The organism is Pseudomonas sp. yb_9, from assembly GCF_043103635.1.
Taxonomy (GTDB): Bacteria; Pseudomonadota; Gammaproteobacteria; order Pseudomonadales; family Pseudomonadaceae; genus Aquipseudomonas; species Aquipseudomonas monteilii.
The window spans coordinates 62,396-78,737 of the sequence record NZ_JBICKA010000029.1 but is presented as its reverse complement, the minus strand read 5'-3'; the positions used below and the strand labels follow the sequence as shown (position 1 = coordinate 78,737).

Sequence of the window (16,342 nt, the reverse complement as noted above, 5' to 3'; positions counted from 1 at the left end):
GTAGGCCCCGCCAATCACTCTAGACTCGAATCAGGCTCCACGCCGTGCATCTTGTCCAGAAGTATTAATCCCGGAGCACTGCCATGAACCGCACAGCGCAGTTTCGCAGTTTTGCCGAGTTCTATCCGTACTACCTGGGGGAACACAGCAACCCCACCTGCCGCCGCCTGCACTTTGTCGGCACCAGCGTGGTGATTGCCTTGCTGGCCTATACCATCGGCAGTGGCAAGTGGTTGCTGTTGCTGGCCGTGCCACTGTTCGGCTATGGCTTTGCCTGGGTCGGGCATTTCTTTTTCGAAAAGAACCGGCCGGCAACCTTTACCTATCCGCTTTACAGCCTGATAGGGGATTTCGTGATGTTCAGGGATATCCTGCTGGGAAAGATCAGCCTGTAGGCATCAGGGCTGCACAGCAGCCCTCTATGCCGGTTCTCGCATCGCCGCGGCTACCTGCGCTTCCCGTGCCTGGGCATCCGCCAGGCGGTACAGCTCGATGCTGCCATCCCAATGCTCGATCAGCGCCGTGCATGACTCCACCCAATCACCGCAATTGAGGTACTCCACCTCGCCTAACTTGCGGATTTCAGCGTGATGAATGTGCCCACACACCACACCGTGAAAACCACGACGGGTGCACGCGTGGGCAATGGCATCCTCGAAGTCGCTGATGAAGTTCACCGCGCCTTTCACCTTGTGCTTGAGGTACGCCGACAGTGACCAGTAGCCATAGCCGTACCGCGCACGCCAGTGATTGAGCCAGCGGTTAAGCACCAAGGTGAACTCGTAGGCGCGGTCACCGAGGAACGCCAGCCAGCGGTGATAACGGGTAATCACGTCGAACTGGTCGCCATGAATCACCAGCAGCCGACGACCATCAGCGGTCAGGTGCTCAGCCTCATCCACCAGCTGGATGTTGCCCAGTATCAACGTGGAGTAACGGCGCAGAAATTCATCATGATTGCCGGTGACATAGATCACCTCGGTACCGCGCTTGCTCATGGTCAGTAGCCGGCGGATCACGTTGGTGTGAGCTTGCGGCCAGTAGATGCCGCCGCGCAGCTTCCAGCCATCGATGATGTCGCCGACCAGGTACACCCGGTCGGCCTGGTAGCCCTTGAGGAACTGCGACAGGTGCTCGGCCTGGCAGTCGCGAGTGCCCAGGTGCACGTCGGAGATCCACAAAGTGCGCACACGTTGCTTGCGCGAGGGACGGGACAGTTCGGCATGGGTCATGGGCAGGCTCCGGCGCAGTTTGCTGGAGACTGGCAGGCGCGCGTGACAGCGCCGTGGCAAAACGGTGACGAGTGATGGTGTGCCGGGAATGAGGCACAATGGCTGAATATGGCGAGCGTGATCGCCTCGACATTTCGAGCGCCTGTGAGATCGAGCGCCGCCCGCGCGGCGCATCGCGAGCTGCGCTCGCTCCTACGTTTGTTTCGGGCCAATTTTTCCTGTGGGATTTGCGCGCGTACGCCTTAGCGCATGGCGCAATATTGCGTCGTACAAACCAGGCGGTCGCGCGCGCCTGTCACAGGCGTTACTGGCCCGAAACAAACGTAGGAGCGAGCGCAGCTCGCGATGCGCCGCGCGGGCGGCGCTCGATCTCAAAGCCAATAGAGACCTTGAGCAAGGACCACCATGAACCACCGCACCGCCCTGGGCGCCCTGCACATTGGCGCGCTGTTCTTCGGCCTGACCGGCGTCTTCGGCAAACTGGCTGCCAGCGCCAGCCCGGCAATCATCGTGTTCGGCCGCGCCGCCTTCGCCGTGCTTGCCCTGGCCCTGTTCGCCAGCCTCGCCGGCCCGGGCTGGCAACGCCTGAGCAGTCAGGACATCCGCCGCCTGCTGCTCGGTGGTGTGCTGCTGGCCGGCCATTGGGTCAGCTTCTTCATCGCCGTCAAAGTCGGCGGCGTGGCCATCGCCACCCTCGGCTTCGCCAGCTTCCCGGCCTTTACCGTCATCCTCGAAGGCCTGCTGTTCCGCGAACGCATCCGCCGCAACGAGACCGTGCTCGTACTGCTGGTCAGCATTGGCCTGGTCTTGGTCACACCGGCCTTCGATCTGGCCAGCGAAGCCACGGGCGGCCTGCTCTGGGCACTGCTTTCCGGGTTGCTGTTCTCGCTGCTGTCACTCACCAACCGCGCCGGCTCCGGGCGCTTGCCTGCGGTTCAGGCTGCGCTGTGGCAAAACCTAGTGGTGGTCCTGTGCCTGCTGCCCTTCGCAGCACCCGGCCTGGCAGACGTGGCAACCATGGACTGGCTGTGGATCGCCCTGCTCGGTATCTTCTGCACCGGCGTGGCGCACAGCCTGTTCGTCGCCAGCCTGGCGGTGATCAAGGCGCGCACCGCCGCGGTGGTATTCGGCATGGAGCCGGTCTACGGCATTGCCGTGGCCTGGGTCGTGTTCGCCGAAACCCCTACGCTGCGCATGCTGCTGGGCGGCGCGCTGATCATCTTCGCCATCGTGCTGTCCAGCCGCCTGGCCGCCGAGCAGCCGCCCAAGCAGCCACTGCCCGAAGGTGCGTGATCAGCGGTCGTTATGGCCAAGGTCACGCTGAGGGTCGATCTGGTCGCGTACCCGCTGCTTCAGCACCTTGGCCTCGGGGAACCCGCCGTCGGCCTTGCGCTCCCAGATCTGCACGCCATTGCAGGTGATGCGGAAGATGCCGCCGGTGCCCGGCTCCAGCGCCACCCGGCCAAGGTCGTCGGCAAAGGTGCTGAGCAGTTCCTGGGCCAGCCAGGCGGCACGCAGCAGCCATTGGCACTGGGTGCAATAAGTGATGACTATTTCGGGCTTGCTGTCGGCCATGGTGACGCATCTCCAGGTAAGGGGCCGCTTATACTAGCGGTCTTTAGCCCACGGTTTGAGACTCACGATGCGCCGTTTGCTGTTCTGCTTTCTGCTCTCCCTCACCAGCCTCACGGCAATTGCCGCCGAACCGGCCAGGCCCAAGGTCGGGCTGGTGTTGTCGGGTGGCGCGGCCCGTGGCCTGGCCCATATCGGCGTGCTCAAGGCCCTGGAAGAACAAGGCGTGCGCATTGACGCCATCCCCGGCACCAGCATGGGGGCTGTGGTCGGCGGGTTGTACGCCTCGGGGTACAGCGTCCAAGAGCTGGAAAAGCTCGCCACCACACTGGACTGGCAACAGGCGCTGTCCGATGCCCCACCGCGCAAGGACGTGCCGTTCCGGCGCAAGCAGGATGACCGCGATTTCCTCGTCAAACAGAAGCTCAGCTTTCGCGACGACGGCAGCCTAGGCCTGCCGCTGGGGGTCATCCAGGGCCAGAACCTCGCGCTGCTGCTGGAAAGCAAGCTGGCGCATACCGCCGACACACGCGACTTCGACAAGCTGCCCATCCCCTTTCGCGCCGTGGCCACCGACATTGCCAGTGGCGAAAAAGTGGTGTTCCGTCGCGGCCACCTGCCCCAGGTAATCCGTGCCAGCATGTCGATCCCCGCCGTGTTCGCCCCGGTCGAACTGGAGGGTCGCCTGCTGGTGGACGGCGGCATGGTCGACAACATCCCGCTGGACGTGGCCCGGGAAATGGGCGTGGACCTGGCCATCGTGGTCGACATCGGCACCCCGCTGCGTGACCGCAAGCAACTGGCCACGGTGGTCGACGTGCTCAACCAGTCGATCACCCTGATGACCCGGCGCAACTCGGAAGAGCAACTGGCCAGCCTGCACCGCGACGATATCCTCATCCAGCCTTCGCTGACTGCGTTTGGCGTAACCGACTTCGGCCGCGCCAGGGACATGATCGACGCTGGCTACCGCGCCACCCGCTTGCTCGACCCGCGCCTTGCCAGCCTGCGCCAGCCCGAAGACAGCAGCCTGGCGGTGGCCCGCTCGCCACGTCAGCGCACACCGGTGATTACCGCGATCCGGATCGAGAACGACTCCAAGGTCAGCGACGATGTCATCCGTTCCTACATTCGCCAGCCGATCGATGCCCCGCTGGAACTGGACCGCCTGCAGACCGACATGGGCACGCTGTATGGCCTGGACTACTTCGACCGGGTGCAGTACCGCGTGGCGCACAAGGGCGACGACAACACGCTGGTGATCAATGCCCGCGGCCGACGCGGCGGTACCGACTACCTGCGCCTGGGCCTGAACCTGTCGGACGACCTGCGTGGCGACAGCGCCTTCAACCTGGGTGCCAGCTACCGGGTCAACGGCATCAACAGCCTGGGTGCCGAATGGCTGACCCGTGGCCAGATCGGTGACCAGCAAGAGCTGTACAGTGAATTCTACCAGCCGCTGGACGTGGGCTCGCGCTACTTCATCGCACCGTACCTGGACTTCGGCTCGCAGAACATCGAGGCCACCCTGGACAACGACCCTATCGCCGAATACCGCCTGGAGCGCTACGGCTTTGGCCTGAACGTTGGCCGGCAGATCGGCACCAATGGCGAAGTGCGCCTGGGCGTGGGCAAGGCGTGGGGCGAGGCCGAGGTGCGCATCGGCGACCAGGACCTGCCCAAAGTCAGCTTCAACGAAGGTTTCTACGAGCTGAAGTACTCGTTCGACACCCTCGACAACGTGTACTTCCCCCACAGCGGCGAAGACATAGGCCTGACCCTGCGCAAGTACGACAAGTCGCTGGACTCGGACCAGGATTATCGGCAGTGGTTGTTCAACCTGGACAAGGCCATCAGCAGCGGGCCGAATACCTTCGTGCTGGGCGGGCGCTACGGGCGCACGCTGGATGACGCCGAAGTGGTGACGTCGAGCTTCGTGATCGGTGGCGCGCGGCAGCTGTCAGGGTTCCGCCAGGATGCGGTGTCGGGGCAGAACGTGAGCCTGATGCGCATGGTCTATTACCGCCGGCTGACGCCACGGGCCTACGTGCCGCTGGACTTCCCGCTGTACATTGGCGGGTCGCTGGAACGTGGGCGGGCGTGGAACAACGACAATGCGTTCGACAGCGGGTACATCAATGCGGCGAGTATCTTCCTGGGGCTGGAGACGCCTCTTGGGCCGCTGAACTTCAGCTATGGCACCAACAGTGCGCATGAGCAGGCGGTGTACCTGAACCTTGGGCATACCTTCTGAGCTATAAGCTGCAAGCTTCAAGTAGAAGCAGATCGAGCCGAAACAAAGATCTGTTTCTACTTGAGGCTTGCAGCTTAGGGCTTGCAGCTGTATTCAAGATTTCTCGAGGTTGGCCAGGATCTTCGCATGCACCCGCATGCACACCTGCAAGTCCGCCTCGTCCACCCCGGTAAACAGCTCCACCCGCAGTTGATTGGCAATGGTCTCGATCTGGTCGATCAGCGGCTTGGCCGGCGGGCACAGTACAATCTTCTTCGCCCGCCGGTCCTCCAGCACCGCCTGCCGACGCACCAACCCTTGTGCCTCAAGGCTGTCGAGCAAACGCGCCAGGGTCGGGCCTTCAACGCCCACGCTCTGGGCCAGCTCACGCTGGGTCGGGGCTTCTTCGAAACGGGCTAGGTGCAGCAACACCAGCCAGCGCGCCTGGGACAGGTTGAGCCCGGCCAGGCGGCGATCCAGTTCGGCACGCCAACCCCGGGACATCTGGGCCAGCTGCATGCCAAAGCGGTGTTGGTTGTCGGTCAGGGGCATAAGCAACTCATTGAATAGATCTAATTATTAGGCAGCTAACCATGGCCGGCGCCACGAGGCAAGGCTCGGGCACGCTGGTGTGTTCGATAATCGTCAAAAAGCATGACAAAGGTCAGCAGATGGCGCTTGTGCCTTCGATCCTGCCGCCGTTTACAGCTCGAACTCCGCCGCCAACGCGGCGCGCACGCAATACAGCACGCCCTCCGGCACCCGGGCGCCGAACAACGGCGCAATGGCCGACACCGCTGGCAGCTCGCCTTCGCCATCCAGGAAGGCGTCCTGCACTTCCATCAGCAGGTCTTCCGGCAGGTCGAGGGCCTGGTCCAGGCTCAGTTCCTGGCGGCCCAGTGCCTCGGCCAACAGGCTATACACGTTCTTCTCGCTGCAGTTGAGCTGCCCGGCGATCTGCGCCGGCGTCATGCCGGCGCGCGCCAGGCTGACCAACTCGTGGCGCAGGTCGAGCACCACTTTCGGCGCCTCGTCGCTGCCGCCACTGTTGTTCAGCACTTCGAGGAATGCCTGGCCATAGCGCTCCAGCTTGCGCGCACCCACGCCGCTGACCTGGGCCATGTCGCTGAGGCTGACTGGCCGGCTGCGCAGCATTTCCAGCAACGTCGAGTCGGGGAAGATGACGTAGGGGGGCACGCTGTGCTCCTCCGCCAGCTTGCGCCGCAAGGTACGCAGCGCTTCCCACAGCTCGCGCTCTTCGGCACGCACCAGCTGGCTGGCCGGGCTGCCGCCGCTGGACGACGAAGCCTTGGCCGTGGTCTGCGGCTTGAGGTCGCGGCGCAATTGCAGGGTGACCTCGCCACGCAGCAGTGGCCGGCAGCTGTCGGACAAGCGCAGGCCACCATAGCCCTCCAGGTCGATATCAACCAGGCCGCGCGCCACCAGTTGGCGGAACAGCGAACGCCACTCGACCTCGGCCAGGCCCTTGCCGACGCCGAAAACCGACAGCTTCTCGTGGCCGAAATTGCGTACCTTCTCGGTGTCCTTGCCCAGCAACACATCGACCAGGTGGCCGACGCCATAGCGCTGGCCCGTGCGGAACACCGCCGACAGGGCCTGGCGAGCCGGCTCGGTGGCGTCCCAGGTCTGGATCTTGTCGACACAGTTGTCGCAATGCCCGCAGGGCTGTTCGAGGGTTTCGTCGAAATAGGCCAACAGAGACTGGCGGCGGCAGCGGGTTTCCTCGCAGAGCGCCAGCATGGCATCGAGCTTGTGCTGCTCGATGCGTTTGTGGCGATCGTCACCTTCGGAGTTCTGCAGCATCTGCTTGAGCATCACCATGTCCTGCAGGCCGTAGGCCATCCAGGCATCGGAGGGCAGGCCGTCACGGCCGGCACGGCCGGTTTCCTGGTAATAGGCCTCAAGCGACTTGGGCAGGTCGAGGTGGGCAACGAAGCGCACGTTGGGCTTGTCGATGCCCATGCCAAACGCAATGGTGGCGACCATGATCAGCCCTTCCTCGTTGAGGAAGCGGTGCTGGTTGGCCGCGCGCGTCTCGGCAGCCAGGCCAGCGTGGTACGGCAATGCCGGGAAGCCTTGGTCACAGAGGAAGGCGGCGGTTTCGTCGACCTTCTTGCGCGACAGGCAGTAGACGATACCTGCGTTGCCACGGCGCTCGCCCAGAAAGGCCATCAGCTGCTTGCGCGGCGCTTCCTTGGGCACGATGCGGTAGAAAATGTTGGGCCGGTCGAAGCTCGACAGGAAGCGCTCGGCGCCTTGCAGGTGCAGGCGCTGGACGATTTCCTCGCGGGTTCGCATGTCGGCGGTGGCGGTCAGCGCAATACGCGGCACATGCGGGAACAGCTCGGCCAGCTGGCCCAGTTGCAGGTACTCGGGGCGGAAGTCGTGGCCCCATTGCGAGACGCAGTGGGCTTCGTCAATGGCAAACAACGAAATGTCCAGGTCACGCAGGAAGTCGAGCATGCGCGGCTGCACCAGGCGCTCCGGCGCCAGGTACAGCATCTTCACTTCGCCACGGCGCAGGCGCCCGGCCAGGTCACGCTGCTGCTCAGGGGTCAGCGTGGAGTTCAACGCAGCCGCCGGCACGCCCAGCTCGTCAAGGGTGGCAACCTGGTCATCCATCAGCGCGATCAGCGGCGAAACCACCACCGTCAGGCCCGGGCGCAGCAGCCCCGGTACCTGGAAGCACAACGACTTGCCGCCGCCGGTGGGCATCAGCACCAGGGCATCGCCGCCATTGGCCACGCATTCGATGATTGCTGCCTGGCGCCCTCGGAAACTGTCGTAGCCGAAGATGTCCTTGAGAACGCGCTGAGCCTGTTCGAGCATGTGCAACTCCAAATCGCCGTACCATCCTGGAAACAGGCTGGACGAAAAACCCGCCCCGCACACGCCAAAAGCGTAAGCGGTTTTTGCCAGGCGACCGGTAAACCCTGCCCCTGGATGAAAAACCGTGGAGTATACCGCAGCACCGCACCGCGCAGGGCACCACGGTGATAGACGTTCCCTTTGCCCCGCTGCCGCTGCAAGGTGCTAGAATTCGTTATCGTTTATTCCCCAAGGTAGCCCTGTAATGTCCTTCGCCGAGCAACTGACCCGCCTGCAAGCCTTCCTCGACGCCGACGAGCTGCACGAAGAAGCGCTGGACTATGTCGCCGCACACGGCTACCTCACCGCCCTGTCGATCAACGCCGAGGATGTACCGGAACGCGAGTGGATCGACGCCCTGTTCGCCGAAGAGCCGCACTACAGCAGCGATGCCCAGCGCACCGAAATCGAGGCGACGCTGGTTGCCCTCAAGGCGCTCATCGCCCGCCAGCTGGCCAGCGACGACGAATTCGAACTGCCATGCGACCTGGACCTGACCGACGAGCCGGACGATTCCGACCTGCGCGGCTGGTGCATCGGCTTCATGGAAGGCGTGTTCCTGCGTGAAGAAGCCTGGTTCGAGAACGCCGAAGAAGAAGTCAGCGAGATGCTGCTGCCGATCATGGTCGGCTCGGGCCTGTTCGACGAACAGCCAGAGTTCGCCGACATCGCCAGCAACGCCAACCTGCAGGACGACATGATCGTACAGATCCCCGAAGCGCTGACCGCGCTGTTCCTGCTGCTGCACGCCCCTGACGAAAAACCGGCGCTGCTCAAGCCACGCCACCACTAATCTGCCTGTGCGCTACCTGCTGCTGGCCATCGGCTGGCTCAGCGTTGCGCTGGGGGTGTTGGGAATTTTCCTGCCGGTACTGCCCACCACCCCCTTCCTGCTATTGGCGGCAGCCTGCTTTGCCCGCAGCTCGCCGCGCTTTCACCACTGGCTGGTCAACCACCCCAAGCTCGGGCCGTGGATTCGCGACTACCTCAGTGGTGAAGGCATTCCCCTCAAAGGCAAGGTCTACGCCATCGGCCTGATGTGGGCCAGCATTGGTCTGTCGTGCTATCTGGTTCCCCTCTTCTGGGCGCGCACATTCATGCTGACCAGCGCCGTGCTGGTCAGCCTGTATATCCTCAGACAGAAAACCCTGCACACGCCAAAGTGACATTTTTTTGTCGCCAAATATCACTTTCGCCTAACGGATATTTCCTTTATCCAGAATAATTCTGGAACCGCACGAAAGCCTTGCAGACACTGGCTTGGAACGCGTTACGCGTATTCGCTTTCAGTACTTATCGGTCTCTTTTTTAGAGAAAAACGATCTTATATTCAAATTTTATATGAATAAATCTTCTTATGTATCGCGTTGAATGTACTTAGCTGTGTTGTTAAAAACCTGCAACACTATACGCGATAACATTATCGTCATTTTTTTGGCGAGCAGCAGGATCAATTCCAGGATCAGGGAGATGTACCATGCGCGTTTTGAACCCCATCACCAGTGCATTACTGTTGGCCCTGGCGAGTGCCAACGTACAGGCGATGTCGATCACCGAGGCCGTCCAGAGCGCCGTGGACTACCACCCACAAGTCAGCTCCAACCGCAACAGCAAGCTGTCGGCCGATGAGGACGTGAAATTTGCGCGTGGTGGCTACTACCCTTCCGTGGATTTGGTCGCTGGCTATGGCCGCCAGCGTTCGGACAACGCCACTACCCGTGCCGAGGGTAACCACAACAAGGAAACCCTCAACTACACCCAGTCCGAGCTGCGCCTGCGGCAGATGATCTTCGACGGCTTCAACACCTCGAATGAAGTGGGCCGTACCAAGGCAGTCTCCACCTCCCGTGCCTACTACACCCAGGCCGTTGCCCAGGATGTCGCCTTGCGTGCCGTGGAGGTCTACCTGGAAGTGCTCAAGCGCCGCGAGCTGGTAACCCTGGCCAAGAACAACCTGCAAGCCCACCTGCGCGTCAACGACCAGATCGGCCTGCAGTCTGACGCGCACAAGATCAACCAGGCCCTGGACATCCGCAACAACGCCCTGCGTGAGTTGACCGAAAACCTGAGCCTGGCGTGGAACGCCATGAACAACGCCAGCAAGCAGCTGCCGACTGCGCGTGAATACGCCGAGACCACCAAGCGCGTGCGTGCTGCCTACCAGGACCAGTTCGGCCTGGGCCAGCGTACCCTGCTGGACGTGCTGGACAGTGAAAACGAGCTGTACAACGCCGACCGCCGCTACACCGAAGTGCGTTATACCGAGGAGTTCTCGCGTTATCGCGTACTGGCGACCATGGGTGAGTTGCTGACCAAGCAACATATCTCGCTGCCGCCAGAGGCGCTGGCTACCACTGAGGTACGCACCGAGGCGCGCCTGCCCGAGATGCGTTGATCGGATTTGAGATTCGGGGGCCGCTTTGCGGCCCCCAACCCTCACTCGGCGCCATGGTTACGCTGAAACGTCTCCATCCCCATCGCCTTGATCTGCCCCTCGATCAACGCCTCGAAAGGCGCCAGCAGTGCATCGAAGCAGACAGGCTGCTCCAGCGTATTCAATGCCCCCACCACCGCCTCGATCGTCGACAATGCCCCCACTTCCGGCGCTTTGCGCAGCCGGTAACGTGAAGGCGTAACGGCCCCCAAGGACACTCTCGGCAACCCCTCCAGCAACGGATTCATGTACAACAGCTTGCGCGCCTTGCGCCAGGTGCCGTCGGGCACGATCAGCAGCAAGGGTTGGTCTTCGGCTTCGCTATACGCCGAGAGCACCTGGGCGTCGTCACCCGGGAATAGCAGCGCCGGGCGGTAACCGGGCGTCGCCAACAGTTCACTCAAGTCCTCGAACACCTCTCCAATCCGCAACTCGGCATTGTTCAGGCCAAGGGCAGCAAGGCGTGCGGTATTCAGGGCATGGGCGGTTTCACTGGGGTGCTGCAGCAGGATGACGCGGGTGCGGCTGTCGAGTGCGGGGATCAGTGGGCAAAGGCAATGGTCGAGCGGGCGCTGGCAGCGCTCGCAACGGGGTCTGGGCATGGGGTTCTCCTTGGCGGAGACAGTTTGCCACAGAAACGGGGCCCGCTTTGCGGGCCCAGCAACCTCAGCGGTTGAAGCGCTCCGCCAGGCTATGCAGATACTCCGCCATGCGCTCCAAGTCCTGACTGATCTGCGCCCCCTGCCTGGCCTGCCCGGCACTCTGGTCACACAACTGGGCGATCCTCACGATCTGCTGGTTGATGTCCTCAGCCACATGGCTCTGCTGCTCCGACGCCGTCGCCATCTGCTGGCTCATGCCAGTGATACGGCTGACCGCCTGGGCAATGCCGCTCAACGCCGCCTGCACGGCCTCGACACTGTGCACGCTCTCCCGCGATATCTGCTCGCCCCGGCTGGCCGTGCTCACCGCACGCTCGGCACCTGCACGCAGCGAGGCAATGATGTGGTGGATCTCATCGGTAGACGCACGGGTGCGCTGGGCCAGCGAACGTACTTCATCCGCCACCACGGCAAACCCGCGCCCCTGCTCGCCCGCGCGCGCCGCCTCGATGGCTGCGTTCAGTGCCAACAGGTTGGTCTGCTCGGCAATCGAGGTAATCACATCGACCACACTTCCGATCGACTGGGTTTGCTCGGCCAAAGCGTTGACCGCCTGGCCGATGTCATTGACCGCATCACTCATGCTGCCCATGGCCTTGAGGCTTTGCAGCGCCAACTCACTGCCCTGTTGTGCCAGCTGGTCGGCATCACCCGCCGCGTGTGCGGTGCTTTGCACGTTGTGGGTAACCTCCTGAATGGTCGCCGCCATCTGGGCAATGGCCGTCGCGGATTGGTCGGTCTCGCTGCGCTGGCGGTCGAGCATTTGTGCTTGCGCATCGGACAAATCGGACGACTGCGCCGCCCGCGACTTCACCCCGACGCCTGCATCCACCAAACGGGTCAAAGCCGTTTGCAGTCGTGCTTCCTCGCTGATGATGGCCAGGTCGAGCTGGCCCTGCAGCCCTGGGTTGTCGCTGTAGGTCAGCGCCACCAGCGGGCTGGTAAAGGCCTTGGGGTGCTCGGCCAGCGTGCGGCGGATGGCCTGGTTCTGCCGGTGCTCGACCAGGTACCAGGCCAACAGCAGGCTGGCCATCAGCACGCCAAGTGCTGCATAGGGTGGCAGCCACAGGTAGCCAGCCGCCGACAACAGGCCCGCACCAAACAGCGGCCAGCCGTGCCCCAGCCCATGCCCCAGCCGCGCCGCCCATGGCACGGCAGCCCTGCCGCTGCGCAGGCGGGCATACAGCGCCTCGGCACGGCGGATCTGCTCGCGCGTGGGCACCGAGCGCACCGACTCGTAGCCACTGATGCGGCCCTGCTCGTAGATCGCCGTGACATAGGCGCTGACCCAGTAATAGTCCCCGTTCTTGGCCCGGTTCTTGACCACGCCCATCCACGGTTTGCCCTGCTTGATGGTCTCCCACATATGCCCGAATACCGCCGGCGGCATATCCGGGTGGCGCACCAGGTTGTGGGGTTGGCCGACCAGCTCGTCGTACGTGAAGCCGCTGATCGCCACGAAGGCATCGTTGCAGTAGGTGATGCGGCTGTTCAGGTCCGTGGTGGAAATCAGGCGTTGATCGCTGGAAAAGGTTCTTTCGTGCTCAGTGACGGGCAAATTCATGCGCATCTTGGGCGATCCTTGCAGGATGAAATGAGGGAAAATCATCAGCGCAAATTGATATGTAGCAGAGCGCTATCAGGTTAGCGGCCACCCCATGCAGGAAATTAGAGCCTCCCGACGAAATACATGAACAACGTGCTCATCAACCCACATTGAGCTGGCTTTTCAGCAGGTCGCGGAAGGTCTGGATCAAGGGTTCACGGCTACGCCCGCGGCGGATGATGAGCGAAAACGGGGCCTGGTAACCAAACGTCGACGGCGACAGCACACGCAAGTCGCCCTTGTCGACCCAGGCCTGGGCGTAATGTTCGGGCAAATAGCCGATATAGGCCCCGGACAGAATCAGGATCAGCTGCGCCTCCATACTCTCCACCGTCGCCGCACTGTGCTTGAAACCATGCCGGGCTAACTCAGCCTGGCTCCAGTAGCCACGCCCGACCATGCGTTGCTGCGTCACCACCGGTTCAGGGATACGCCGCTCGGCATACAGCGGGTGACGGCTGCTGCAGTACAACCAGTGCTGCTCACGGTACAACGGCTGGTACAGCAGGCCGCTCATGCGCGAGGAGAACGCGCCAATGGCCAGGTCCAGGCGGTTGTCCTGCACACCCAGTTGCAGCTCGTAGGGGCTGGACACCGACAGGTGCAGGTGCACCGCCGGGTGCTCCTGGCTGTAGGCGCCAATGGCTTCGGCCAGCGGCAAGGCCCGGTCACCAACCGTGGAGTCGATCACCCCAAGGTTGAGGGTGCCGCGCAGTTCTCCCTTGAGGGCAGCGGCATACTGCTCGAAGCCGTCCAGCTCGGCCAACAGGCGCAGGGTTTCCTGGTGGAACAGTTCGCCTTTGCTGGTGAGGCTGAAGCCGCCCCGGCCACGGTGACACAGCACGATACCCAGGGCCCCCTCCAACTGGCTCATGTACGTACTGATGGCCGAGGTTGAAAGGTTCAGCTCGCGCTGAGCGTTGGCAAAGCCCTGGTGGCGCACCACGCTGATAAAGATGCGCAGCAGTTTCAGGTCGGGCAAGGTCGAGGCCATGGTGCAACGGTTCCGCAGGGGTATTTGCGCGCAGTCTAACCGCTCTGCCCGCCTTTAGTTCAGAAATTCCTGAACTAAGTTTTTGTCGGTAGCGATTCTTCCCCGCCACTACCTTCAGCAGACTTGGCCGAAATGTCCCTGCCCGCCGGCAAAACCACACATGAAATGGCGCGCGGCGGCACAGGTTCGAACAAACAGAACAATCGACCGACTGATGAGGCCCACCGTGGACAAGACTCTCCACCAACCACTGGGCGGCAACGAAATGCCGCGTTTCGGCGGCATCGCCACCATGCTCCGTCTCCCCCACCTGCAAAGCGCCGAAGGCCTGGATGCCGCCTTCATTGGCGTGCCGCTGGACATCGGCACCTCGCTGCGCTCCGGCACCCGCTTCGGCCCACGGCAGATTCGCGCCGAGTCGGTGATGATCCGCCCGTACAACATGGCCACCGGTGCCGCACCGTTCGACTCGCTGTCGGTGGCCGACATCGGCGACGTGGCGATCAACACCTTCAACCTGCTGGACGCCGTGCGCATCATCGAAGAAGCGTATGACGAGATCGTCGAGCACAATGTCATCCCGATGACCCTGGGTGGCGACCACACCATCACCCTGCCGATCTTGCGCGCACTGCACAAGAAGCACGGCAAGATCGGCCTGGTGCATATTGATGCCCACGCCGACGTCAACGACCACATGTTTGGCGAGAAGATCGCCCACGGCACCACCTTCCGCCGCGCCGTGGAAGAAGGCCTGCTCGATTGCGACCGCGTGGTGCAGATCGGCCTGCGCGCCCAGGGCTATACCGCCGACGACTTCAACTGGAGCCGCCGCCAGGGCTTCCGTGTGGTGCAGGCTGAAGAGTGCTGGCACAAGTCGCTGGAGCCACTGATGGCCGAAGTGCGGGAAAAAGTCGGCGGCGGCCCGGTTTACCTGTCGTTCGACATCGACGGCATCGACCCGGCCTGGGCGCCTGGCACCGGCACCCCGGAAATTGGCGGCTTGACCACCATCCAGGCGATGGAGATCATTCGCGGCTGCCACGGCCTGGACCTGATCGGCTGTGACCTTGTCGAAGTCTCCCCGCCTTACGACACCACCGGCAACACCTCGCTGCTCGGTGCCAACCTGCTGTTCGAAATGCTCTGCGTGCTACCGGGCGTAGTGCGTCGCTAATACCGCTACACCCCGGCAGGAGCCATGAGGGAGGGCCACTGAGGCCCGCCAACAACACGACAAGACCGCCGGGCGCCGTGCAACCGCCCGCGTGGTCGATCTCGCCATAATAAAGATAATCGGGAGACCCCCAATGGCCTTGGACATCATTGTTGTAATGATCTATACCGCCGGCATGCTCGGGCTTGGCTGGTATGGCATGCGGCGCGCGAAAACCCACGAAGACTACCTGGTAGCCGGGCGCAACCTCGGCCCGGTCCTGTACATGGGCACCATGGCCACGACCGTGCTGGGTGGAGCTTCTACCGTTGGCACCGTACGCCTGGGCTACGTTCACGGCATTTCCGGTTTCTGGCTGTGTGCAGCCTTGGGCCTGGGCATCATCGCCATCAACCTGTTCCTCGCCAAACCGTTGCTGCGCCTGCGCATCTTCACCGTGACTCAGGTGCTGGAGCAGCGCTACAACCCGACCGCTCGCCAGGCCAGCGCCGTGATCATGCTGGCTTACGCGCTGATGATCGGCGTGACCTCTACCCTGGCCATGGCCACCGTACTGCAAGTGCTGCTGGACCTGCCATTCTGGGCCTCGCTGATGCTCGGCGGCGGTGTAGTGGTGCTGTACTCCACCATTGGCGGCATGTGGTCGCTGACCCTGACCGACATCGTGCAGTTCGTGATCAAAACCGTCGGCCTGATGTTCATCCTGCTGCCAGTGTGCCTGTACAAGGCCGGTGGCTGGGATACCCTGGTGGCCAAGCTGCCGGCGGCCAGCTTCCAGCTGACCACCATTGGCTGGGACACCATCATCACCTACTTCCTGATCTACTTCTTCGGCATTCTCATCGGCCAGGACATCTGGCAGCGGGTGTTCACCGCCCGTGACGAGAAAGTCTGCCAGCGTGCCGGTACCACCGCCGGTGTGTACTGCGTGCTGTACGGCCTGGCCTGCGCCGCGATCGGCATGGCTGCACATGTGCTGATGCCCGACCTGGCCAACCCGAACAATGCGTTCGCCGAAATGATCAAGACCACCCTGCCCGATGGCATCCGTGGCCTGCTGATGGCGGCAGCGCTGGCAGCCATGATGTCCACCGCCAGTGCCGGTCTGCTGGCGGCCTCGACGACCGTGACCGAAGACCTGCTGCCCAAGCTGCGTGGCGGCAAGCAGTCGAGCCTTGGTGTCAGCCGCCTGTTCACCCTGCTCACCGGCCTGGTGGTACTGGGTATCGCGCTGATGGTGAACGACGTGATCAACGCACTGACCCTGGCCTACAACCTGCTGGTCGGTGGCATGCTGATCCCGCTGATCGGGGCGATCTTCTGGAAGCGTGCGACCACCGCCGGCGCCATTGCCAGCATGTCGCTGGGCTTTGCCACCGCGCTGCTGTTCATGTTCAAGGACGGGCTGGAGGCCAATACGCCGATCTACTACAGCCTGGCTGTTGGCCTGGTGAGCTTTGTGGTGGTTAGCCTGATGTCGCGTAAGTCGGTGACAGCGGTGAAGCTGGCCTGATAGACCCTGACAGATACAACAAGGCCGCTG

The 16,342-nt window shown here is 62.8% G+C and carries 15 protein-coding genes; 8 read left to right on the top strand and 7 right to left on the bottom strand.

Going from position 1 to position 16,342, the window contains the following annotated elements; genetic code table 11:
• Positions 1 to 83: 83 nt before the first annotated feature.
• Positions 84 to 395 (top strand): DUF962 domain-containing protein, encoded by a 312-nt coding sequence (locus ACF8MI_RS07955; protein ID WP_060497463.1) that lies wholly within the window; start codon positions 84 to 86, stop codon positions 393 to 395.
• A 24-nt stretch (positions 396 to 419) separates the two neighbouring features.
• Here the strand turns inward: ACF8MI_RS07955 and ACF8MI_RS07950 are convergent, their stop codons facing one another.
• Positions 420 to 1,232, bottom strand: a complete 813-nt coding sequence (locus tag ACF8MI_RS07950) for a UDP-2,3-diacylglucosamine diphosphatase (RefSeq protein WP_060497464.1) — start codon at positions 1,230 to 1,232, stop codon at positions 420 to 422.
• 405 nt (positions 1,233 to 1,637) lie between these two features.
• On the opposite strand from ACF8MI_RS07950, the gene ACF8MI_RS07945 reads away from it, so the two are divergent.
• A complete protein-coding gene (locus tag ACF8MI_RS07945) occupies positions 1,638 to 2,525 on the top strand; it encodes a DMT family transporter (RefSeq protein WP_392517460.1) in 888 nt (295 codons plus the stop codon).
• Here ACF8MI_RS07945 and ACF8MI_RS07940 read toward each other — a convergent pair whose 3' ends face one another.
• Positions 2,526 to 2,807, bottom strand: coding sequence for a SelT/SelW/SelH family protein (locus ACF8MI_RS07940; protein ID WP_003259082.1), 282 nt, complete (start codon positions 2,805 to 2,807; stop codon positions 2,526 to 2,528).
• Between the two features lie 67 nt (positions 2,808 to 2,874).
• Here ACF8MI_RS07940 and ACF8MI_RS07935 point away from each other — a divergent pair, with 67 nt between their 5' ends.
• The gene (locus ACF8MI_RS07935; protein WP_392517459.1) at positions 2,875 to 5,058 is read left to right on the top strand and encodes a patatin-like phospholipase family protein; all 2,184 of its coding nucleotides are present in this window, start codon (positions 2,875 to 2,877) and stop codon (positions 5,056 to 5,058) included.
• Positions 5,059 to 5,151: 93 nt separating this feature from the next.
• Here the strand turns inward: ACF8MI_RS07935 and ACF8MI_RS07930 are convergent, their stop codons facing one another.
• Together ACF8MI_RS07930 and recQ are read right to left on the bottom strand one after the other, a co-directional pair.
• Complete coding sequence (locus ACF8MI_RS07930) at positions 5,152 to 5,589, bottom strand: MarR family transcriptional regulator (RefSeq protein ID WP_016711876.1); 438 nt, start codon at positions 5,587 to 5,589, stop codon at positions 5,152 to 5,154.
• A gap of 150 nt (positions 5,590 to 5,739) precedes the next feature.
• Complete coding sequence (gene recQ, locus ACF8MI_RS07925; RefSeq protein ID WP_186723201.1) at positions 5,740 to 7,887, bottom strand: DNA helicase RecQ; 2,148 nt, start codon at positions 7,885 to 7,887, stop codon at positions 5,740 to 5,742.
• 244 nt (positions 7,888 to 8,131) lie between these two features.
• On the opposite strand from recQ, the gene ACF8MI_RS07920 reads away from it, so the two are divergent.
• The 3 genes from ACF8MI_RS07920 (at position 8,132) to ACF8MI_RS07910 (ending at position 10,321) form a co-directional block, all read left to right on the top strand.
• Positions 8,132 to 8,719, top strand: coding sequence for a YecA family protein (locus ACF8MI_RS07920; RefSeq protein WP_060497470.1), 588 nt, complete (start codon positions 8,132 to 8,134; stop codon positions 8,717 to 8,719).
• A 7-nt stretch (positions 8,720 to 8,726) separates the two neighbouring features.
• The gene (locus ACF8MI_RS07915) at positions 8,727 to 9,092 is read left to right on the top strand and encodes a YbaN family protein (protein WP_060497471.1); all 366 of its coding nucleotides are present in this window, start codon (positions 8,727 to 8,729) and stop codon (positions 9,090 to 9,092) included.
• Between the two features lie 311 nt (positions 9,093 to 9,403).
• The gene (locus tag ACF8MI_RS07910; protein WP_392517458.1) at positions 9,404 to 10,321 is read left to right on the top strand and encodes a TolC family protein; all 918 of its coding nucleotides are present in this window, start codon (positions 9,404 to 9,406) and stop codon (positions 10,319 to 10,321) included.
• Positions 10,322 to 10,362: 41 nt separating this feature from the next.
• Here ACF8MI_RS07910 and ACF8MI_RS07905 read toward each other — a convergent pair whose 3' ends face one another.
• The 3 genes from ACF8MI_RS07905 to ACF8MI_RS07895 form a co-directional block, all read right to left on the bottom strand.
• Positions 10,363 to 10,962, bottom strand: coding sequence for a tRNA-uridine aminocarboxypropyltransferase (locus ACF8MI_RS07905; protein WP_060497473.1), 600 nt, complete (start codon positions 10,960 to 10,962; stop codon positions 10,363 to 10,365).
• Between the two features lie 64 nt (positions 10,963 to 11,026).
• Positions 11,027 to 12,592, bottom strand: coding sequence for a PAS domain-containing methyl-accepting chemotaxis protein (locus tag ACF8MI_RS07900; protein ID WP_156867921.1), 1,566 nt, complete (start codon positions 12,590 to 12,592; stop codon positions 11,027 to 11,029).
• 136 nt (positions 12,593 to 12,728) lie between these two features.
• Positions 12,729 to 13,622, bottom strand: coding sequence for a LysR family transcriptional regulator (locus tag ACF8MI_RS07895; RefSeq protein WP_060497475.1), 894 nt, complete (start codon positions 13,620 to 13,622; stop codon positions 12,729 to 12,731).
• Between the two features lie 226 nt (positions 13,623 to 13,848).
• Between ACF8MI_RS07895 and speB the strand changes: the two genes are divergently transcribed.
• Together speB and ACF8MI_RS07885 are read left to right on the top strand one after the other, a co-directional pair.
• Positions 13,849 to 14,799 carry an agmatinase gene (speB, locus tag ACF8MI_RS07890; protein ID WP_003254586.1) on the top strand — a complete coding sequence of 317 codons (951 nt, stop codon included), beginning with the start codon at positions 13,849 to 13,851 and terminating at the stop codon, positions 14,797 to 14,799.
• Positions 14,800 to 14,932: 133 nt separating this feature from the next.
• The gene (locus ACF8MI_RS07885; RefSeq protein WP_164524924.1) at positions 14,933 to 16,312 is read left to right on the top strand and encodes a sodium:solute symporter; all 1,380 of its coding nucleotides are present in this window, start codon (positions 14,933 to 14,935) and stop codon (positions 16,310 to 16,312) included.
• Positions 16,313 to 16,342: the final 30 nt, after the last annotated feature.